12 protein-coding genes and 1 pseudogene are annotated in these 20,094 nt (G+C 74.5%); 4 read left to right on the top strand and 9 right to left on the bottom strand.

Features of this window, described 5'->3' with window-relative positions:
• Window positions 1-12: 12 nt before the first annotated feature.
• Entirely contained in the window at window positions 13-639 is a 627-nt protein-coding gene (locus ACGF07_RS31665; protein ID WP_350738433.1) for a helix-turn-helix domain-containing protein, read from the top strand.
• Window positions 636-2,147: pseudogene (locus ACGF07_RS31660) on the top strand (MFS transporter); the annotation flags it as partial. The gene ACGF07_RS31665 and the pseudogene ACGF07_RS31660, both read left to right, overlap by 4 nt.
• 318 nt (window positions 2,148-2,465) lie before the next feature.
• Here ACGF07_RS31660 and ACGF07_RS31655 read toward each other — a convergent pair.
• The 3 genes from ACGF07_RS31655 to ACGF07_RS31645 all read right to left on the bottom strand — a co-directional run bounded on the left by ACGF07_RS31655 (window position 2,466) and on the right by ACGF07_RS31645 (window position 7,389).
• Window positions 2,466-4,931 carry a SpoIIE family protein phosphatase gene (locus ACGF07_RS31655; RefSeq protein ID WP_392904365.1) on the bottom strand — a complete coding sequence of 822 codons (2,466 nt, stop codon included), beginning with the start codon at window positions 4,929-4,931 and terminating at the stop codon, window positions 2,466-2,468.
• 145 nt (window positions 4,932-5,076) lie between these two features.
• Window positions 5,077-5,697 (bottom strand): TetR/AcrR family transcriptional regulator, encoded by a 621-nt coding sequence (locus tag ACGF07_RS31650; RefSeq protein ID WP_350738155.1) that lies wholly within the window; start codon window positions 5,695-5,697, stop codon window positions 5,077-5,079.
• Window positions 5,698-5,787: 90 nt separating this feature from the next.
• Entirely contained in the window at window positions 5,788-7,389 is a 1,602-nt protein-coding gene (locus tag ACGF07_RS31645; protein ID WP_392904363.1) for a 4-coumarate--CoA ligase family protein, read from the bottom strand.
• A gap of 224 nt (window positions 7,390-7,613) precedes the next feature.
• On the opposite strand from ACGF07_RS31645, the gene ACGF07_RS31640 reads away from it, so the two are divergent.
• A complete protein-coding gene (locus ACGF07_RS31640; protein ID WP_392904361.1) occupies window positions 7,614-8,291 on the top strand; it encodes a hypothetical protein in 678 nt (225 codons plus the stop codon).
• A gap of 128 nt (window positions 8,292-8,419) precedes the next feature.
• Here the strand turns inward: ACGF07_RS31640 and ACGF07_RS31635 are convergent, their stop codons facing one another.
• From ACGF07_RS31635 to ACGF07_RS31615, 5 genes are all read right to left on the bottom strand, one after another.
• Entirely contained in the window at window positions 8,420-9,592 is a 1,173-nt protein-coding gene (locus ACGF07_RS31635) for an acyl-CoA dehydrogenase family protein (protein WP_392904359.1), read from the bottom strand.
• Window positions 9,593-9,605: 13 nt separating this feature from the next.
• Window positions 9,606-11,573, bottom strand: a complete 1,968-nt coding sequence (locus ACGF07_RS31630) for an acetyl/propionyl/methylcrotonyl-CoA carboxylase subunit alpha (RefSeq protein ID WP_392904358.1) — start codon at window positions 11,571-11,573, stop codon at window positions 9,606-9,608.
• A 14-nt stretch (window positions 11,574-11,587) separates the two neighbouring features.
• Entirely contained in the window at window positions 11,588-13,186 is a 1,599-nt protein-coding gene (locus ACGF07_RS31625) for an acyl-CoA carboxylase subunit beta (protein WP_392904356.1), read from the bottom strand.
• On the bottom strand, window positions 13,183-14,964 hold the full coding sequence (locus ACGF07_RS31620; RefSeq protein WP_392904401.1) for an acyclic terpene utilization AtuA family protein: 1,782 nt from the start codon (window positions 14,962-14,964) through the stop codon (window positions 13,183-13,185). Before ACGF07_RS31620 ends, ACGF07_RS31625 begins: the two co-directional genes overlap by 4 nt.
• A gap of 571 nt (window positions 14,965-15,535) precedes the next feature.
• Window positions 15,536-17,542 carry a family 20 glycosylhydrolase gene (locus tag ACGF07_RS31615; RefSeq protein WP_392904354.1) on the bottom strand — a complete coding sequence of 669 codons (2,007 nt, stop codon included), beginning with the start codon at window positions 17,540-17,542 and terminating at the stop codon, window positions 15,536-15,538.
• A gap of 830 nt (window positions 17,543-18,372) precedes the next feature.
• On the opposite strand from ACGF07_RS31615, the gene ACGF07_RS31610 reads away from it, so the two are divergent.
• Window positions 18,373-19,146: a maleylpyruvate isomerase family mycothiol-dependent enzyme gene (locus ACGF07_RS31610; RefSeq protein ID WP_392904352.1), complete on the top strand. Its 774-nt coding sequence runs from the start codon at window positions 18,373-18,375 to the stop codon at window positions 19,144-19,146.
• 261 nt (window positions 19,147-19,407) lie between these two features.
• Here the strand turns inward: ACGF07_RS31610 and ACGF07_RS31605 are convergent, their stop codons facing one another.
• Entirely contained in the window at window positions 19,408-19,968 is a 561-nt protein-coding gene (locus ACGF07_RS31605) for a TetR/AcrR family transcriptional regulator (RefSeq protein WP_392904399.1), read from the bottom strand.
• Window positions 19,969-20,094 lie beyond the last annotated feature (126 nt).

Below are 20,094 nucleotides of genomic sequence, written 5' to 3'. Positions count from 1 at the left end.
TAGGCTTGGTTCATGGCCACCGACCGCGACACCGTTCTCGAAGCCGCCGTCGGCGTGCTCTCCCGCCGTCCCACCGCCCACATGGACGAGATCGCCCGCGCGGCGGGCATCAGCCGGGCCACCCTGCACCGGCTGTTCCCGGGCCGGGAGGCACTGATCCGCGAGGTCGGCCGACTCGGCCTGGAGCGCTTCGCCGCCGCCCTGGACACCGCCGCGACCGAGCGGGGCGACGCCGAGGCGGCCCTGCGCCGACTGGTCGACGCCGCCGTCCCGGACGCCATGCTCTGCGCCTTCCTGGCCGGCGAGAACCAGCTCTACGAGGACGACGACATCAACGACCTCTGGGAGGTCCAGATCGCCCGGCTGCACGCGCTCTTCCTGCGCGGGCAGCAGGAGGGCGTCTTCCGGATCGAGCTGAGCGCCGCCTGGCTCAGCGAGGCCTTCTTCGACCTCGTCGCCGGCATCGGCTGGGCCATCCAGGACGGCCGACTCGCCCCGCGCGAGGCCGCCTTCTCGCTCGCCGAGCTGTTCCTCGGCGGCGCGCTGCGCCGGCCGGCCGCCGCGGCCACCCCTGCCGCCCCCTCCCCCGACCCCACCCACAGCACCTCGGACCGGAAACCGGAAACCGATATTCCATGAGCTCGACGGCTCTGCACCCCCTGACCACCCCGACCGACCGCCAGCGTTGGACCGGCCTCGCCGTCCTGGTGCTGGCCGTGACCGTGGTCGCCCTGGACGCGACCGTGCTGTCCCTCGCCATCCCGTCCATCAGCGAGACGCTGCGCCCCAGCGGGACCCAGCTGCTCTGGATCGGCGACTCCTACTCCTTCGTGCTGGCCGGCCTGCTGGTCAGCATGGGCGCACTGAGCGACCGGATCGGCCGCAAGAGGCTGCTGCTCTCCGGCGCCACCGCCTTCGGCGCCGCCTCGCTGCTCGCCGCCTACGCGCCGGGCCCGGGCTGGCTGATCGTGGCCCGCGCGCTGCTCGGCGTCGCCGGCGCGACGATCATGCCCTCCACGCTGTCGCTGATCCGCAGCCTGTTCCCGGACGACCGGGAGCGGGCCACCGCGATCGGCATCTGGGGCGCGGCCGCCACCGCCGGCGCCGCGCTCGGACCGGTCGTCGGCGGACTGCTGCTGGAGCACTTCTGGTGGGGTTCGGTGTTCCTGCTGAACATCCCGATCCTGCTCCTGCTGCTGGTGCTCGGAGCCTGGCTGCTGCCGGAGTCCAGGGACCCCGCGCCCGGCCGCTGGGACGTGCTGAGCGTGGCGCTGTCGATGGCGGGCGTGATCGGCGTGGTCTACGCGGTGAAGGAGGCGGCCGCGCACGGCGTGGCCCGTTGGGACGTCCCGGTCGCCTTCGCGCTGGGCGCCGCCGCGCTGACCGCCTTCGTCCGGCGCCAACTGCGGCTGGAGACCCCCCTGCTGGACGTGCGGCTGTTCCGCGACCGGCGGTTCACCGCAGCCGTCACGGCGTCACTGATCTCGCTGGTCGGCCTGAGCGGCGTGATCTTCGTGGTCTCGCAGTACCTCCAGCTGGTCCGCGGCTACGAGCCGCTCCAGGCCGGCCTGGCGGAGCTGCCGGCCTTCGCCGGCTCGGTGGCCGGCGGTCTGCTGACCGCCCGGATCGCCCGGCGCTTCGGCGCCCGCAGGGCCCTGACCGCCAGCCTGCTCGCCATGGGGCTCGCCGCGGGCGTCCTGGGCTGGCTCGAGCAGGACACCTCCTACCTGCTGCTGGCCGCCGCCTTCCTGCTCACCGGCACGGCCGAGGGCGTGGTCTACACGCTCGGCGCCGACCTGGTGCTGGGCGCCGCGCCCGCCGACAAGGCCGGCGCCGCCTCCGCGGTGTCCGAGACGGCGTACGAGCTGGGCACCGCGCTCGGCATCGCACTGGTCGGCTCGGTGGTCGGCTCGATCTACGCGAGCGGGCTGGCCGTCCCGGCCGGGGTCTCCGGGGAGACCGCCGCCCGGGCCGGCGAGTCGCTCGGCTCGGCCGTCGAGGCGGCGCACGGACTGCCGACGGCGGTGGCCGAGCCGCTGCTGGCCAGCGCCAAGGACGCCTTCGTGCACGGCATGAACAGCGCCGGGCTGCTCGCCGGGGCGCTGCTGGTCGGGGCCGCCGTGCTGGCGTGGCGGCTGCTGCGCGGACTCCCCGCCGCGCGGCAGCCCGCCGGGCCCGCCGAGCCTGTGCGGTCCGCCGAGCCGGTCCAGTCGGCCGAGCCCGTACCGTCCGCCGAGCCGGTCCAGCCGGTGCGGCCGGCCGAGCCGCAGAAGCTCGACGCGTAGCCGGGGGTGGGGGGGGGGGGGGGGGGGGGCGGGCCCCCGGCGCGGCCCCTGCCGCCCGCCCCCCCCCCGCGCCCCGCCCCCCCCGGCCGGGGGGGGGCGGCCCCCCCCCCCCCCCCGCGCGCGCGGGGGGGGGGGGGGGGGGGGGCCCGGCCCCCCCACCCCGCGCTTCCCTCCGCAGCCCTACGACACCCCGAAGGGCAGCTCCAGCTCCGCCCACACCACCTTGCCGTCCCGGGTGAGCCGGCTGCCCCAGCGCTGGGCCAGCTCGCTGACCAGGAACATCCCGCGTCCGCCCTCGTCCTGCTCGGCGAACGGCCGCAGCTGCGGGGTCTGCCCGCCGGCGTCGGAGACCTCGACGGTGAGCACCCGGTCGCGGAACAGCCGCAGCCGGCGTGGCGCTTCGGCGTGCAGCAGGGCGTTCGTGACCAGCTCGCTGACCAGCAGTTCCGCGTAGTCGGACAGCGCGTTCAGGCCCCAGGCCTCCAGGGTGGCGCGGGTGAAGCGGCGGGCCTTGCCGGGCAGTTTGCCGCCGCCGGTGAGCGGGAGTTCGGCGACCCGGTCGGCGGGCAGCGGCAGCGCCCGGCCCATGATCATCGCGATGTCGTCCTCGGTGCCGTCGGTCACCAGCGCGCCGAGCACGGCGTCGCAGCTCTCCTCCAGCGTGCGGCCGGTCCGGGCGAGCGTGCGGGCCAGCAGGTCGATCCCGTCGTCCAGGTCCTGCCCGCGCCGCTCGACCAGGCCGTCGGTGTAGAGCGCGAGCATGGCGCCCTCGGGGAGGGTGAACTCGATCGACTCGAAGGCGACCCCGCCGACGCCCAGCGGCACGCCCGGCGGCACCTCGACCGTGCGGGCGGTGCCGTCGGCGCCGACCCACACCGGAGGCAGGTGCCCGGCCGAGGCGGCCTGGACGGTGCGCTCCAGGGGGTCGTAGACGGCGCAGATGCAGGTGGCGAACTGGCCCTCGCCGATTCCGGAGGCGGTCTCGTCCAGTCGGGTGAGGACCTGCTCCGGCGGCATGTCCAGGGTGGCCAGGGTGCGGGCGACGGTGCGCAGCTGGCCCATGGTGGCGGCGGCCCGGATGCCGTGGCCCATGACGTCGCCGACCACCAGGGCGACCCGCCCGCAGGACAGCGGCACCACGTCGAACCAGTCGCCGCCGACCTCGCTGACCACGCTGCTGGGCAGGTAGCGGTAGGCGATCTCCAGGCCGAGGGTGCGGTGGATCTCCTGCGGCAGCAGGCTGCGCTGCAGGGTGAGCGCGGTCTCCCGTTCGCGCCGGTAGAGCCGGGCGTTGTCGAGGGCCAGTGCGGTGCGGGCGACCAGTTCCTCGGCCAGCGCGACGTCGGCGTCGGTGAAGGGCTCGGAGTTGCGCATCCGGATGAACTCGGAGCCGCCGAGCACCATGCCCCGGGCGGTGATCGGCACCATCAGGTACGAGTGGATGCCCGCCGCCATCCCGGGGGCGACCCGGTCCTCGCTGGACACCAGTCCGCGCAGCACCTCCTCGTCGACGTGGGCGCGCACCAGCGGGCGGCCGCTGCGCAGGCACTGGGTGTAGCTGCGGTCGGGGGCGTACTCGGAGACCTCGCCGACGACGTCGACGGCGTGCGCCAGGCCGGTCTCGTAGCTCTCGCCGACGGCGACGGCGCGCAGGGTGACCGCCCCGTCCGCGGGGATGGGGGTGGGTTCGGCGCCGCGCAGGACGGGTTCCAGCAGGTCGACGGTGGCGAAGTCGGCGAACCGGGGGACGACGGCCTCGATCAGCTCCTCGGCGGTGCGCTGGAGGTCGAGGGTGGTGCCGATCCGGGCGGTGGCCTCGGCGATGGTGGCCAGTCGTTCCTGGGCCCGGGCGGCCCGGGCCTCGGCCTGGAAGCGCTCGGTGACGTCGATGATCGAGGAGGCGACACCGAAGACCCGGCCGGTGGAGTCCTCCAGCCGGAAGTAGGAGGCGGACCAGGCGCGGTCCCGCTTCGGGTCGCCGGGGACGCGGCCGTGCGAGCGGGCGTCGACGACGGGCCTGCCGCTCTTGAGGACCTGTCTCATCGTCTGTTCGATCTCGACGGTGTTGATGCCGGGCAGGACGGCGGATATCCGGCGGCCGAGGTGGGCGGCCGCCGGGACGCCGTTCATCCGGGCGAGCGCCTCGTTTATGCGGACGTAGCGCAGCTGGGTGTCGTACACGGCCATGCCGATCGGCGAGCGGCCGAAGATGCCGTCCAGCACGGCGAGGTCGGCCTCGATCTCGTGCAGCGCCCGGGTGTCGGATGCGGTGGCGAGCAGCAGCAGGGTGCCGTTCGGACCGGCGATCGGGTAGGTGCGGAACTCCAGCTCGACCCGGTGGCCGTCGCGGTGGCGGACCGGGAAGACGAAGGACCGGCCGGTGCCGCTCATGATCCGCCGGAAGAGGTCGAGGACGTCCGGGCGGTCGGCCTCCTCGGTGAGCAGCTGGGCGGCGTAGCTGCCCACGGCCTCCTCGGCGGTGTAGCCGAGCAGGACCTCGGCGTCCTCGCTCCAGTGGAGGATCAGGCCGTCGGACTGGAGCAGGGCCGTCGCGAGCGGGACCAGGCGGTGGCCGTCCGGGCGCGTAGAGGCGCCGCCCGGCGCGAGGCCGGCGGCGTCGGTCGCGTCCCACTCGTGTCCGTGCATTCAGGCAGCACCCCGGTTCGGCTCGTGCCCGGCCGGGTGGGCCTCGCGGTCGGCGCCGGCCGGGTTTCTTCTCCAGACTGCACGGACATCGGCCGCCCGGCGACCCCTTGGTCAGGGGTCTCCGGCCGCTCCGGTCGTACGGGCGTCATGGGCGTACCGGCCGCAGCGTACTCTCCAGAAGGCCCGCCCACTGCCCGATCACCCGGGAACGTCGAACACTGTCGTCGGTCAGCAGGTTGGCCAGGCCGAGGCCGCGGGCGAGGTCGAGGGTGGCCTGCACGGATTCGCGCACGCCGGGGCGGGTCTCGTCGGCGCCGAGGAACTCCACGGCGGCCCGGTGGGCCTCCCGGCCGACTCTGCCCTCCAGGGCGACGATCCGCTCCCGGAGCGCCTCCTCGGTGGCGGCGGCGGTCCACAGGTGCAGGGCGGCGCGGAAGGCCGGGCCGGTGTAGAGGCGGACGATCATGTCGACCACGGCCCGGGTGCGGTCGGGCCCGGCGGCCGGCAGTCCGTCCGCGTGGGCGCGGACGGCTGCCAGCCGCTCGGCCGTGACGTACTCGACGGCTGCGGTGAAGAGGTCCTCCCGGGTCGGGAAGTGGTGCTGGGCCGCGCCCCGGGAGACGCCGGCCCGCTCGGCCACCACGGCGACGGTGGACCCCTGCCAGCCGAGTTCGGCCAGGCAGTCCACGGCGGCCGCGAGCAGCCGGGCGCGGGTGGCGCGGCTGCGGTCCTGCTGGGGGGTGCGGGCGACGGGGTGGCTGGTCATGGCGGGCGGCGGTTCCTGTTCCGGTCGGTGCGCGACGGGTCGATCCTCACAGACGGGCCGCGGTCTCCGCCCGGCGGGGTCGGCCACCGTTCAGGCCGTCGCCGCGGCCCGGGCGGCCTCGCGGGCGCGCAGTTCGCGGCGCAGGATCTTGCCGGCCGCGGACTTGGGGACGGCGTCGACGAACTCCACGGCGCGCACCTTCTTGTAGGGGGCGACCTGCACGGCGACGTAGCCGGTGACCTCCTCGGCGGTCAGGGTGCTGCCGGGGGCACGGACCACGAAGGCCTTGGGGCACTCGGTGCCGTCGGCGTCCGGGACGCCGATCACCGCGGCGTCGCTGATCTGCGGGTGGCCGAGCAGTACGGCCTCCAGCTCGGCGGGGGCGACCTGGTAGCCCTTGTACTTGATCAGCTCCTTCACCCGGTCGACGATGTGCAGGTACCCGCGCCCGTCCACGTAGCCGACGTCGCCGGTGTGCAGCCAGCCCTCGGCGTCGATCACGGCGGCGGTCTCGGAGGGGCGCCCGAAGTAGCCCTTCATCACCTGCGGGCCGCGGATCAGCAGCTCGCCGTGCTCGCCCGGCCCGAGGTCGTCGCCGCTGCCGTCGAGGGCGGTGACCCGCAGTTCGGTGGACGGGACCATCCGGCCGACCGAGCCCGGCGACGGGTCGGGGTCGGTCGGGGAGACGACGTGGGTGACGGGGGACAGCTCGGTCATGCCGTAGCCCTGGAGCAGGTGCGGCAGGCCCAGGCGCCGGGCGCAGGCCGCGGCGAGCTCCGGGTCCAGCGGGGCGGCCGCGCACAGCAGGTACTCGACGGAGGAGAGGTCGAAGCGGGACACCGCCGGGTGCTTGGCCAGGGCGAGGGCGATCGGCGGGGCCACGACCAGGGCCTGCACCCGGTGCTGCTCGATCGCGCGGCAGAACTGCTCCAGGTCGAAGCGGGGCAGCACGACGACGGTGGCGCCGCACCGCAGCGGCTGGTTGAGCAGGGCCGCCAGCCCGTAGATGTGGAAGAACGGCAGGACGGCCAGCACCCGCTCGCCGACGGCGGGGCGGTAGAGCGCGTCGGTCTGGGCGAGGTTGGTGGCGATCGAGCGGTGGGTGAGCATCACGCCCTTGGGCAGGCCGGTGGTGCCGCTGGAGTAGGGCAGGACGGCGACGTCCTCGGCCGGGTCGATCGCGGGCTCGGGGGCGGGTCCGGTGGCGGCCAGCAGGTCGGCGAGGGAGCGGTGGCCCTCGGCGCCGTCCAGCACGATGGTCTCGGCCAGCGGGCGGCCGTCGGCGGCGAGCTGCTCGGCGGCCGCCCGGGCGGTTGACAGGAAGGCCGAGACGGTGATCAGCCGGCGGGCGCCGCTGTCACGGAGCTGGCCGGCCAGTTCCACGGGGGTGGAGAGCGAGGAGACCGTGGTGACGGTGGCGCCGGCCCGGGTGGCCCCGTAGCAGACCATCGGGTAGGCGATCGAGTTGGGGCTGAACAGGGCCACCACGTCGCCCTTGCGCACCCCTGCCCCGGCCAGGCCGGCGGCGACCCGGTCGACGGAGGCGGCGAGCCGCGCGTAGCTGACCTGCTCCCCGGTGATGCCGTCGATCAGGGCCGGCCGGTCGCCGTACTCGGCGGCGGCGCCGAGCACCGCCTCGTGGATCGGCAGGTCGATCACGGGGACGTCCGGGAATTCGCTTCGGAACACCAAGGCATGCCTCCAGCAAGGAAGTTGATGCGGCAACAAAACCGGTGACGCGGGTCGGTGCGGGGCGCGCTCAGGAGCATACGGACAGTCGGGGCGGTGGCTGGGCCATTGTGGGGAACCGGGCACGGTGGCCGCGTGGCACAGTTGCTCCCGAGGGCGCCCGCCCGGACGGTGTTGCACCACGGCCGCCCGTCCCCGGGTGCGGCCCCGGATCCTGGAGCACCCCCGTGAGAACCACCTCCCCCTCCCCGACGTCCGCGCGCAGCCTGCTCGCCGCAGCGACGGTGGCGGCCGCGCTCGTCCTCGGCGGAGCGCCCGCCGCGCTGGCCGCGCCGGGCGACAACGGCGACGTCAAGATCCACAGCGACACCACGCCGGTGGACGACACCCGCGACGAACCCAAGGTCTGCAAGTTCTACCTGGACGCCTTCAACTTCGACACCGTCCAGCAGGTCAACTGGACCGTCTCGCAGCAGCCGCCGACCGGCACCGCGCTGGTGCTGGCCGGATCGATCACGCTCACCAACGGCACCGGCTCGACCGGCGTGATGACCCTTCCGGACGGGCACTACAAGCTCGAATGGACGTTCGTGGGCGAGAACGGCAACGCGAAGCAGAAGGTGTTCGACGTCTCCTGCGCCAGCTCCTCCCCGTCGCCCTCGCCCTCCGGTTCGCCCTCGCCCTCCTCCTCGCCGAGCCCCTCGATCTCCCCCAGCCACTCCCCCACCCACTCGCCCGGCCCCTCCCCCAGTGGCGGGCCGCACGGCGGGGTGGCCGCCGGTGGCGGGGGCACCTCCGGCGGCGGCACCGCCGAGGTGCTCGGCGGGGTGGCGCTGGTCGCCGCCGTCGGTGGACTGGCCGTCCGCGGGATGCGCCGCCGTCCCGGGCGCGACGCCGAGTCCTGACCGGTCCGGGGCGCGCGGCGCGGCGGGGCACCGGGGTACCGGTCCGGCACCCCGGTGCTCGCCCGGCCGACCGCTCGGCCTGCCGCTCGGCCGACCGCGCCGGACGGCGACGCCCGCGCCCCGGCCCGTCAGTACGACTTGGGCAGGCCCAGGGTGTGCTGGGCGACGTAGTTGAGCACCATCTCCCGGCTCACCGGGGCGACCCGGCCGACCCGGGTGGCCGCCAGCAGCGCGCCCAGCCCGTACTCCTGGGTGAGGCCGTTGCCGCCGAGGGTCTGCACCGCCTGGTCGACGGTACGGGCGGCGGCCTCCCCGGCGGCGTACTTGGCCATGTTGGCGGCCTCCCCGGCGGCCACGTCCTCGCCCGCGTCGTAGAGCAGCCCGGCCTTCTGGGTCATCAGCCGGGCCAGTTCGATCTCCACCGCGCACTGGGCGAGCGGGTGGGCCAGCCCCTGGTGGGCGCCGATCGGGGTGGACCAGACGGTGCGGGTCCTGGCGTACTCGACGGCCTTGCCGAGGGCCTGGCGGGCCAGGCCGAGGGAGAAGGCGGCGGTGAGGATCCGCTCGGGGTTGAGGCCCGCGAACAGCTGGAGCAGCCCGGCGTTCTCGTCGCCCACCAGCGCGTCGGCGGGCAGCCGGACGTCGTCCAGGAAGACCTGGAACTGCTTCTCGGGCGCGACGAGTTCCATCGGGATCGCCCGGTACTCGAAGCCGGGCGTGTCGCGCGGGACGACGAACAGGCAGGGCTTGAGCGTGCCGGTGCGCGCGTCCTCGGTCCGGGCGACGAACAGCACCGCGTCGCAGTGGTCGATGCCGGAGACGAACACCTTGCGGCCGGTCAGCAGCCAGTCCCCGCCGTCCCGGCGCGCGACGGTGGAGATCCGGTGGGAGTTGGAGCCGGCGTCCGGTTCGGTGATGCCGAAGGCCATCGTGCGGCTGCCGTCGGCGAGCCCCGGCAGCCAGCGCCGCTTCTGCTCCTCGGTGCCGTAGCGGGCTATCACGGTGCCGCAGATCGCCGGGGAGACGATCAGCAGCAGCAGCGGGCAGCCGGCCGTGCCGAGTTCCTCCAGCACGATGGCGAGGTCGGTGATGCCGCCGCCTCCGCCGCCGTACTCGGCGGGCAGGTTGACGCCGAGGTAGCCGGCCTTCCCGGCGTCCGCCCACAGTTCCTCGGCGGGCTCGCCGGCCCGGGCCTTGGCGAGGTAGTAGGCGGAGCCGTAGCGGCGGCCGAGGTCGCCGACGGCCCGGCGCAGGGCCTTGCGTTCGGGTGTTTCGAGGAGCTGACTGCCGATCGCGGACATGCGGGGTCCTTCCTCAGGCCTCTTGGACGGTCTGCGCTTCGGTGGGCCGGACGACGGCGAGCAGGGTGCCGAGTTCGACCTGCCGGCCGGGGGCGGCGAGCAGTTCGACGAGCACGCCGTCGGCGGGGGCGGTGACGCGGTGCTCCATCTTCATCGCCTCCAGCACCAGCAGCGGCTGCCCGGCGGTGACGGCGTCCCCGACAGCGGCGCTGGTGCGCAGCACCGTGCCGGGCATCGGGGCGAGCAGGGCGCCGGGGTCGCTGCGGACGGTCGGGTCGGGGAAGCGCGGCAGGGCGGTGAGCACGGTGCCGCCCACCGGGGTGTCGACGTACACCCGGCCGGCCCGGTCGTCGTAGCGGGCGACGCGGTAGGAGCGCCGCACGCCGCCCTCGCGCAGCACCACCTGGTCGGCGCCGGCCTCGACGAGTTCGACGTCCGGGTGGTCCTCGGCCAGCAGGCCGGTCCGGGTACGGCGGTAGCGCACCTCCAACTCCCGTCCTTCGGCGGTCCGGTAGCGCTTCACCTGGGGCTGGGAGGGCAGGTTGCGCCAGCCGGAGGGCAGGGCGGTGGAGCGGGCGGCGGCGTCGGCGAGGGCGGCGGCCAGGGCGGCGAGTTCGGCGCCCTTGGTGTCCGGTGCGGTCAGCTCCCGCGCGTGTTCGGCGAGGAAGCCGGTGTGCAGCCGCTCGGCCAGGAAGGCCGGGTGCCGCACCGCGCGGACCAGCAACTCCCGGTTGGTGGAGAGGCCGTGGATCCTGGCACGGGCGAGCGCGTCGGCCAGCCGGCGGGCGGCGGCGGCCCGGGTGGGCGCCCAGGCGATCACCTTGGCCAGCATCGCGTCGTAGTGCGGGGTGACCTCGCTGCCGGACTCCACGCCGGAGTCCAACCGGAGCCCGGCGCCCGCGAACTCCTGGTGCGCGGAGCCGAGTTCGAATCGGTGCAGGGTGCCGGTGGCGGGCTGCCAGTCCTTGGCCGGGTCCTCCGCGTACAGCCGGGCCTCGATGGCGTGGCCGGTGGTCGGCGGCGGGGTGGGTCCGGGCAGCTTCCGCCCCTCGGCGACGACGAGTTGGAGCGCGACCAGGTCGAGCCCGGTGACCGCCTCGGTGACGGGGTGCTCGACCTGGAGGCGGGTGTTCATCTCCAGGAAGTGGAACCGCCCGTCCTCGCCGAGCAGGAACTCGGCCGTGCCGGCGCCGACGTAGCCGATCGCCCGGGCCGCGCTCACCGCCGCCGCGTGCAGCCCGGCCCGTAGGTCCGCTGGCAGACCCGGGGCCGGCGCCTCCTCGACCACCTTCTGGTGCCGCCGCTGGAGCGAGCAGTCGCGGTCGCCGACCGCCCAGACGGTGCCGTGCGCGTCGGCCAGCAGCTGCACCTCGACGTGCCGGCCGGTGGGCAGGTAGCGCTCGCAGAACACCTCGTCCGAGCCGAAGGCCTTCGCCGCCTCGGCCCGGGCCGCCGCCAACTCGGCCGGCAGGTCCGCCAGTCGGCGCACCACCCGCATCCCGCGGCCGCCGCCGCCCGCCGCGGCCTTGACCAGCAGCGGCAGGTCGGCCTCGGTCGGCTCGGCCAACGCCCCCAGGACGGGCACCCCCGCCTCGGCCATCAGGCGCTTGGCCGCGGTCTTGGAGCCCATTGCGGCGATCGCGGCCGGCGGCGGCCCGACCCACACCAGGCCCGCGTCCAGGACGGCCTGTGCGAACCCGGCGTCCTCGGAGAGGAACCCGTAGCCGGGGTGCACGGCGTCGGCGCCCGCGGCCAGCGCGGCGCGCACGACCAGCTCCCCGCGCAGGTAGGTGTCCGCGGGCGCGGCGCCCGGCAGCCGGACGGCGGCGTCGGCCTCCCGCACGTGCGGGGCGGTGGCGTCCGGGTCGGAGTGGACGGCGGTGGTCGCGATGCCGAGCTCCCGGCAGGTCCGGAACACCCGGCGGGCGATCTCCCCCCGGTTGGCGACCAGCAGATTGGTGATCGGAGTCCTGGAAGTCATGGTGGGTAGCCCTCTCACATCCGGAAGACGCCGTAGCCGCGCGCGCCCTCGACCGGCGCGTTGTGGATCGCGGACAGGCACAGCCCGAGCACCGTGCGGGTGTCGCGCGGATCGATCACGCCGTCGTCGTAGAGCCGGCCGGACAGGAACACCGGCAGCGACTCGGCCTCGATCTGCTGCTCGACCATCGCCCGGACCGCCGCGTCCGCGTCCTCGTCGTACGGCCGGCCCTTCGCCGCGGCCGACTGCCGGGCGACGATCGACAGCACCCCGGCGAGCTGCTGCGGGCCCATCACGGCGGACTTGGCGCTCGGCCAGGAGAACAGGAACCGCGGCTCGTACGCCCGGCCGCACATGCCGTAGTGGCCGGCCCCGTAGGAGGCGCCCATCAGCACGGACAGGTGCGGCACCGTGGAGTTGGCGACCGCGTTGATCATCATCGCACCGTGCTTGATGATGCCGCCCTGCTCGTAGTCCTTGCCGACCATGTAGCCGGTGGTGTTGTGCAGGAACAGCAGCGGGACGTCCCGCTGGTTCGCCAACTGGATGAACTGGGCGGCCTTCTGGGACTCCGCGCTGAACAGCACGCCCTGGGCGTTGGCCAGGACGCCGACCGGGTAGCCGTGCAGCCGGGCCCAGCCGGTGGCCAGGCTGGTGCCGTAGAGCGGCTTGAACTCGTCGAAGTCGGAGCCGTCGACGATCCGGGCGATCACCTCGCGCGGGTCGAAGGGCACCTTGAGGTCGCCGGGGACGATGCCGAGCAGCTCCTCCTCGTCGTACCTCGGCGGCTCGGCGGACCGGTCCGGGTCCGGCCCCGGCTTGCGGTGGTTCAGCCGGGCGACGATCCGGCGGGCGATCCGCAGCGCGTCCACCTCGTCCACCGCGAAGTGGTCGGCCAGTCCGGAGACCCGGGCGTGCATCTCGGCGCCGCCCAGCGACTCGTCGTCGGCCTCCTCCCCGGTGGCCATCTTCACCAGCGGCGGGCCGCCGAGGAACACCTTGGCGCGCTCCTTGACCAGCACGGTGTGGTCGGACATCCCCGGGACGTAGGCGCCGCCGGCCGTCGAGTTGCCGAACACCACGGCCACGGTGGGGATCCGGGCGGCGGAGAGCCGGGTGAGGTCGCGGAAGAGGGCACCGCCCGGGATGAAGATCTCCTTCTGGCTGGGCAGGTCGGCACCGCCCGACTCGACCAGGTTGACCAGCGGGAGGCGGTTGCGCAGCGCGATCTCGTCGGCCCGCAGCGCCTTGCGGAGGGTGCACGGGTTGCTGGCGCCGCCGCGCACCGTCGGGTCGTTGGCGGTGATCACGCACTCGACGCCCTCGACCACGCCGATGCCGGTGACGAGCGCCGCGCCCACCGGGTGGTCGCTCCCCCAGGCGGCCAGCGGGGACAGCTCGAGGAACGGCGAGTCCGGGTCGACCAGCAGCTCGATCCGCTCGCGGGCCAGCAGCTTGCCGCGCCCGCGGTGTCGCTCCACGTAGCTCGGGCCGCCGCCGGCCAGCGCCTTGGCGTGCTCGGCGTCGAGCTCGGCGAGCTTGGCGAGCATCGCGGCACGGTGCTCGGCGTACTCCGGGCCGGCCGGGTCGACGCGGGTGGTCAGGACGGTCACAGCGGGGCCTCCGGGCTGTCGGAGCGGGCGGGCCGGCGGTCGGGGCGGCGGGGGCGGTCGGTGTTCTCGTCGCGGTCGGCCGGTTCGGCGAGAACGGCGGCCCGGTCGTCCTGGCGCGGGGCCGGGCCGTCGAGAAGGGCGGCCGGGCCGTCGAGGAGGGCGGTCGGGACCTCGACGTGGCGGGAGCGCAGCCATTCCCCGAGGGCCTTGGCCTGCGGGTCGAAGCGGTGCTGGGCGGCGACGCCCTCGCCGAGCAGACCGGTGACGGTGAAGTTGACCGCCCGGAGGTTCGGCAGCAGGTGCCGGGTGACGGGCAACCCGGCGGTCTCCGGGAGGAGTTCGCGCAGTCGGTCGACGGTGAGGGTGTGGGCGAGCCAGCGCCAGCCGGGCTCGGTGCGGGCCCAGACGCCGATGTTGGCGTCCCCGCCCTTGTCGCCGCTGCGGGCACCGGCCACCAGGCCGAGCGGCGCCCGGCGGGTCGGGCCGGGTGGCGGCGGCTCGGGCGTCTCCGCTTCGACCGGGGCCGGCCGGGAGGTGGCCGGCCCGGGCGGGACGGCGATCCGGCGCCCGTCCGGCAGGACGGCGGTGTGCTCGACGGCCTTGGCGTCGACGTACGCCGCCGTGAACACCCCGTACGGCGCGCCCGGGCCGGGCGGGGCGGTGAGGTGGAAGCCCGGATATCCGGCGAGCCCCAGTTCGACGGCCACCCGGCCGAGTTCGCGCCCGACCTTGGCCGGGTCGGCGTCCCGGGCGGTGAGCCGCAGCAGGGCGGAGGCGGTCTCCTCGGTCGCGGCGTCGGCGCGGTCGGTGCGGGCGAGGGTCCAGCGCAGTTCGGCCGGGCGGGCGCCCGGCGGCAGGGCGGCGTCGAACTGCCGTTGCACCAGGTCGGCCTTGGCCTCGATGTCCAGGCCGGTCAGCACGAAGACCACCTCGTTGCGGTGGCCGCCGAGGCGGTTGACGCCGACCTTCAGGGTGGGCGGCGGGGCCTCGCCGCGTACGCCGTCGATCCGCACCCGGTCCGGGCCGTCCCCGGTGAGCCGGACGGTGTCCAGCCGGGCGGTGACGTCCGGGCCCTGGTAGTGCGGTCCGCCGGTTTCGTAGAGCAGTTGGGCGGTGACGGTCTCGACGGTGACGGCGCCGCCGGTCCCGGGGTGCTTGGTGATCACGCTGGAGCCGTCGGCGTGCAGTTCGGCGAGCGGGAAGCCGGGGCGGGTCACGTCGTGTTCGCGGAAGAAGGCGTAGTTGCCGCCGGTCGCCTGCGCCCCGCACTCCAGGACGTGCCCGGCCACCACGGCCCCGGCGAGGGCGTCGAGATCGGTGGCCGACCACCCGAAGTGGGCGATCCCGGGCCCGACGACCAACGCGGCGTCGGTCACCCGCCCGGTGACCACCACGTCCGCGCCCCCGGCCAGGCAGGCGGCGATGCCGAAGCCGCCCAGGTAGGCGTTGGCGGCCAACGCACCCTCGGGCAGGCCGAGTTCCGCGCGGCGGGGCAGCAGATCGTCCCCCTCGACATGCGCCACGGCCGTCCGCACGCCCAGGCGCTGCGCCAACTCCCGCAGTTCGGCGGCGAGTCGGGCGGGATTGAGGCCGCCCGCGTTCACCACGATCCGCACGCCCCGTTCGCGCGCCAGGCCGAGGCATTCCTCCATCTGCCGCAGGAACGTCCGGGCGTACCCGAGGGACGGGTCCTTCAGCCGGTCCCGCGCCAGGATCAGCATCGTCAGCTCGGCGAGGTAGTCCCCGGTGAGCACGTCCAGCGGCCCGTCCGTGAGCATCTCCCGCACCGCCGAGAAGCGGTCCCCGTAGAACCCCGAGGCGTTGCCGATCCGCAGTACCGAGCGTGCGCGCGCCAATGCGCCTCCCCTGCCGGTGGGTTGGCGACACTCCGGACAAGCCCCGCCGGGCAGCAGCGTGGCACCGGCCACAGAAAAAAGCAATCATGCCTGCTTGTTTTCCTCCTCCACCGACGCCCCGACCCCGCCGGCGCCCGCCGGGTGCCCCACGGCCCCAACCCTGCCGGACGCCGGTCGCACAGGGGCGTCCGACCCGGCGCAACGACACCGCGAACCAGTGGCCGCGGACCTACGACCAGTGGCAGCGACTCCACGAGACGTGGCGGGCGACCTGGCTGTGCCGGCGCTGCCGCGTCGTGTTCCTTCCCGCCGCCCCGTCAGCGGTACCCGTGGCGCAGTTCCCGCAGTGGGCGGCGGCCGTCGCCCGCCAGGACGACGGCCCCGGCGCCGCCCCGGCCGCCTCGGACTGACCGCCGCCCCCGGGGCGGGGGCGCTTCGTCGCGCGGTCAGCCCGTGGCGGCCCCAGAGTTTCCGCCCCCTCCGGCGCCGGCTGTCACCGGTCCATCCGGGCGGCGGCGGACGTCGAGCCACCGGTCGGGTCGGCGGAGTGGCCGGCGCCGGCCGTGGTGGACGTGCCCGCGGTGATGGTCCCGGTCGCGGGCGGGCCCCAGAACTGGGCCTCGGCGATGTTGGCGAATCCGCCGGCCGGGCTGACGTACCGCACCCAGCGGTAGGTGCCGGTGTCGGTGACCGGCAGTTGGAACCAGTCGTCGGTGGGCCGGTCCGTGACGGTCGCCAGGGTCACGCAGCCACTGTCGGGACCGGTGGTGCAGCCCTGGAACAGCCCGCCGACCATGCGCTGTTCCTGGCCGGGGCGGGGGACGAAGCGGATCCTCGTGATCTGCTGGGGCGTGCCCAGGTCCAGGCCCGCGTAGCCGCCGTCGGGCTGCGAGTAGTCGAAGAAGGTCCCGACATCGCCGTCGAAGACGTGCTGGTAGGTGTTGGGGCCGTTCTCCCACGCCGGGGAGGTGCCGTAGGCGGTGCCGGCCAGCAGGGTGCCGCCCGGCGGTGCGTACTGCGGGACGCCGGGCGGCGTGCCGATCGCGTCGGCGTCGTCCTCGAAGGTGTAGTTGCTGCTCGCGGTGAGCGGTCCGCCCCAGGTGCGGTCGGCGAGGAGCTCGAGCGGCCGGTGCAGGTACGAGTCGAAGGCGGCGTCGGTCATCGTCTGCCGGTAGTCGCCCCACAGCGAGACCTCGTAGCCGTGGACGCCGGCCGCGGTGGAGGGCGTCCAGGAGGAGTACAGGGCGGCGTCGTCGGGGTAGAGGCCCAGGCCCGGGGTGATGTACCAGTTCTGGGAGCTGAGGACGACCTCGTAGCCCTGCTCGAGGAGCTCAGTGGGGTCGGCGGTCCAGTCGTCGATGAGGACGTCCTTGTTGGGACCGGCGGTGGAGCTGTTCAGGGCGTCCCACCAGTTCCAGACCTCCATCCGCTTGCCGAGTCCCCTGACGATGGTGTCGAGCTGGTTCGTGAAGGCCACGAACACGGCGTCGGTGCTCGGGTAGTGGTTGTCCGCGGCGTACCGGACCAGCTCGGGGCACGACTGCTGGGCCGTGTCGTCGGGGTACTCGTCGCCGCCGGTGTGGAAGATCGGAGAGTTGGGGAACAGCGGCACGAGCTCCTTGAGCAGGTTCGTGACGTAGGTCAGCGCGGCCGGGTTGGTGATGTCCAGCGTCTGGTTGTTCTGGCTCCCCGGGGAGGCCATCGACGGGCACTGCCAGGCCAGGCTCGGTTCGGCGGCCAGGATCGGCGCGGAGTGCGCGGGGAGGTCGATCTCCGGCAGCAGCGTCACGTGGTACTCGGCCGCGTAGGAGACCAGGTCGGCGATGTCCGCGTGGCTGTACGAGGCGCCGGGGTCCGCGAGGTTCGGGTAGGTCGTGGACCGCAGCCGGAAGCCGTCGTTGTCGGTGAAGTGGACGTGGAAGTCGTTGAGCTTGTACCAGCTCGCCTGCCGGATCTCGGTCTTCAGGTCGGCGACCGACCAGAAGTGCCGGCCGACGTCGATCATGACGCCCCGCTGTGCGACGGTCGGCCAGTCGACGGCGGTGCCGAGGGGGAGGCTCCTGTGGTCGGGGCTCAGCGCGAGGATCTGCTCGATCGTCTGCTCGCCGTGGAAGACCCCGGCAGCGGTTCGGCCGTGGATGGTGACGCCGGCGCCGATCGCCGCTGTGTACCCCTCGGCCTGCGTGGTGGTGGTGTCGAGTTCGACGAAGATGTCGCCGCTCCTCGGTGCCGAGCCGGTCACCACGGGGAGGTTCAGCCCGGTCTCGGCGGCCAGATCGGCGGCGAAGGTGCGGGCGTCGGCGGACAGCGCGCTCGCGTCGGCGCGTCGGACCACGATCCGGCTCGCAGTGGTGAGGGTCAGTGTGCCGGTGCCGCCGGTCCACCGCTGGATCGAGGGAACGGTCCGCGGCGCCGGGTTCACGGTCGCCGCGGAGGCGCAGCCGGAGGCGAGCGCGCTGGCGGTCATGGTGAGGACGGCCAGAACCGCGAGGACCGCCACTCGCCGCCTTGGTGACGCCCCGAGCGGGTTCCGGGTGCCGGCCGCCGTCGCTGCGAGGGGGGCGGCCGGGGGGACGTGTGTGCGCCCGGTCCGCCGTCGGTGAAGTCCCACGGGAGCTCCCTGTGTGATTCTGCTCGAGATTGATCGAATCAGTGAGCAAAAATCCAGAAATTTGCAAAACCGTCGCACCCGCCAAGCCGCGAGTCAAGGAGGGTGCAGGCCTTACGTCGCGGGCGGGGCAAAGGGCAGTGGACGCCAACGCTCGGACTGGCGAGGCACGTTGAGTGCGGCTCTCGGGCAGGGATCAGGACGATCAAGGCTGTGCGGGCGCAGCTGTCCTGGTGAACGCATCGGGCGGCGCGTCCCGTCGCCGGGAGGCTACGGGCGCCTGAGGGTGCGTCATGCCGTGCTGGCCCGCCAGGCAACCGCTCGCTCCGCGGTGCCGCCTCGACGAACCGACGGCAGAAGCTCGGGTGCGGGTCGTGAGGGGCAGCGGCCGGACGTCAGCGAATCGAAGCGGCGTACCCGGTCAGGGTCGCACCGGGGAGTTCGAAGCGCCGCCGCCTGTGCACGTGGAGACCGCGGAACCGGTCGTCTTCATCGGCGACGACCGCGGCGGCATCGACATCTTGGCAGAGCGGACGACCGGACCGAGCACGCCTCACCAAGGCCGTACTCTCGGATCCGGAAGCAGTCCGGCTCGCGAGCAAAGGCCAGCTGGAGAAGTTGAGTTCAGGACGGCTTCCGACGCCGGTGCTCCAGCGACCGGCGACGCGTCGTCCGACAAAATTCGCTGTCCGGCGGGCGGTGCGCCGTGATAGACCACCGACGTGCACAACACTTTGGAGTTCCCCGAGGTCCTGCGGCTGATCGAAGACCGCTCGGCCGCGTTCCGCGCCGCCATCGCGTCCGCCCCCGACCTTGACGTCCGGGTCCCGAGCTGCCCGGACTGGACGCTGCGCGAACTGGCGCAGCACCTCGGTGACGGCCGCCGTCGCCAGGCCGCCATCGTCGCGGCGGGTCCGGGCGCTGAACCCCCGGCGAAGACGGACCCGAAGGGCGCTCCGACCGCACCCCGCGACCCCGAAGCCCTGGACGCCTGGCTCGCCGAGTCGACCGCGCTCATGCTCGCCGCGGTGCGCGAGGCCGGCCCGGACCGCGGCTGCTGGACCTGGTGGGGCCGCTCGCAGGCTCCCCAGACCAGCGGGGCCCTGGCCCGGCACCAGATCCAGGAGATCGCCGTGCACACCTACGACGTCCAGCTCACCCAGGGCGCCGCGCAGCCGCTGCCGACGGACGTCGCGGTCGAGGGCGTCGACGAGTTCCTGACGACCGTCGCGGCGACGACCGTTCCCTGGCCGTTCAAGCCGGCGACCATCGATCTGCACGCGACCGAGGGCCGCTCCTGGCGCCTGACCCTCAACGCCGACGGCGTCCGCTGCGACGACCTCGCCGCCGACGCGGAGCCGGGCGACCTGACGATGCGAGGCGCAGCGAGCGACCTGGTCCTCTACTTCTACGACCGCCTCCCGCTCGAGGGCCTCGAGAACACCGGCGACACTGAGCCGATGGACCAGCTCGCCGCCTGGGACCCGAACACCTAGAGCGGGGCCCGGTTGGGACATCGCGCGGCTCGGCCGGACTGCGGGCCTGCTGCTCGACGGCGAAAGCGCACCCGCGGGCCGGCGGCGCTCGGACAGGCCGTAGTCGGTAGCGGTACCCGGTCCAGGTACCGAGCGGTGGAGCGGGTCGGCGGAAGCGTCCGCCCTGCCGGGCGGCTGCTGCTGCCCGGCAGGGCGAGGGAAGGCCAGATGTCCGTGCCGCCACTGCCGGTGGGCGGCGCGTCTACGGCTGCCGCGGCCCGTTCACCGGTCGCCCTCCCCGGGGGCGGCGAGGAGGTCGGTGACGAGCCGGCGGGCGTAGGCGGCGTCGAGCCCCGCCGGGCGGAAGAGGATGCGGTACATCACGGGGGCGACGACGCGGTCCATGGCCGTCTCGACGTCGGGGGCGCTCTCCCCGCGGTCGACCGCACGGGCGACGATGACATCGATCTGTTCGGCCGCGTAGGCCGAGCACTGGCCGGCGTTGCTGCCGTCCGGGTCGCCGAGCAGGGCGTCGCGGATGTAGGCGCGGCCGGAGGCGGACGCCATCTCGTCGAGGAACTGCTCGGCCCAGGCCGTGAGGTCGGACCGCAGGTCGCCGTGGTCCTCCGGCTCGGTGTCGGGCCGCAACCGCTCCACCGCGACGTCCGACAGCAGTTCCTGCAGGTCGCCCCAGCGCCGGTAGATCGTCGACGGGGTGACTCCGGCGCGCTGGGCGACCAGGGGGACGGTCAGCGCGTCGCGGCCCGCCTCCTGGAGGAGTTCGCGTACGGCGGTGTGCACCGACGCCTGGACCCGGGCGCTGCGCCCGCCGGGGCGCACCATCTGCTTGCGACTCACCAGACCATGTTAAAGCACAGCTGTTGCGTTTAGAGGCGTCCGCGTCATCGGGCGGTCCGACGCCCCCGGCCCGAGCGGCGTGGGGGCGGGCCGGGACCGGAGGGCTCCGTC

Origin of the sequence: Kitasatospora sp. NPDC048194 (assembly GCF_043202455.1) — a bacterium.
Classification (GTDB): domain Bacteria; phylum Actinomycetota; class Actinomycetes; order Streptomycetales; family Streptomycetaceae; genus Kitasatospora.
The sequence above is the reverse complement of the archived record's forward strand: the minus strand, read 5'-3'. Positions and strand labels throughout refer to the sequence as shown.

Coding starts and splice junctions, on each gene's coding strand:
- ACGF07_RS31665 (WP_350738433.1), top strand. CDS start 13: ATGGCCACCGACCGCGACACCGTTCTCGAAGCCGCCGTCGGCGTGCTC.
- ACGF07_RS31655 (WP_392904365.1), bottom strand. CDS start 4,931: ATGCACGGACACGAGTGGGACGCGACCGACGCCGCCGGCCTCGCGCCG.
- ACGF07_RS31650 (WP_350738155.1), bottom strand. CDS start 5,697: ATGACCAGCCACCCCGTCGCCCGCACCCCCCAGCAGGACCGCAGCCGC.
- ACGF07_RS31635 (WP_392904359.1), bottom strand. CDS start 9,592: ATGTCCGCGATCGGCAGTCAGCTCCTCGAAACACCCGAACGCAAGGCC.
- ACGF07_RS31630 (WP_392904358.1), bottom strand. CDS start 11,573: ATGACTTCCAGGACTCCGATCACCAATCTGCTGGTCGCCAACCGGGGG.
- ACGF07_RS31620 (WP_392904401.1), bottom strand. CDS start 14,964: ATGCTCACGGACGGGCCGCTGGACGTGCTCACCGGGGACTACCTCGCC.
- ACGF07_RS31605 (WP_392904399.1), bottom strand. CDS start 19,968: ATGGTGCGCCCCGGCGGGCGCAGCGCCCGGGTCCAGGCGTCGGTGCAC.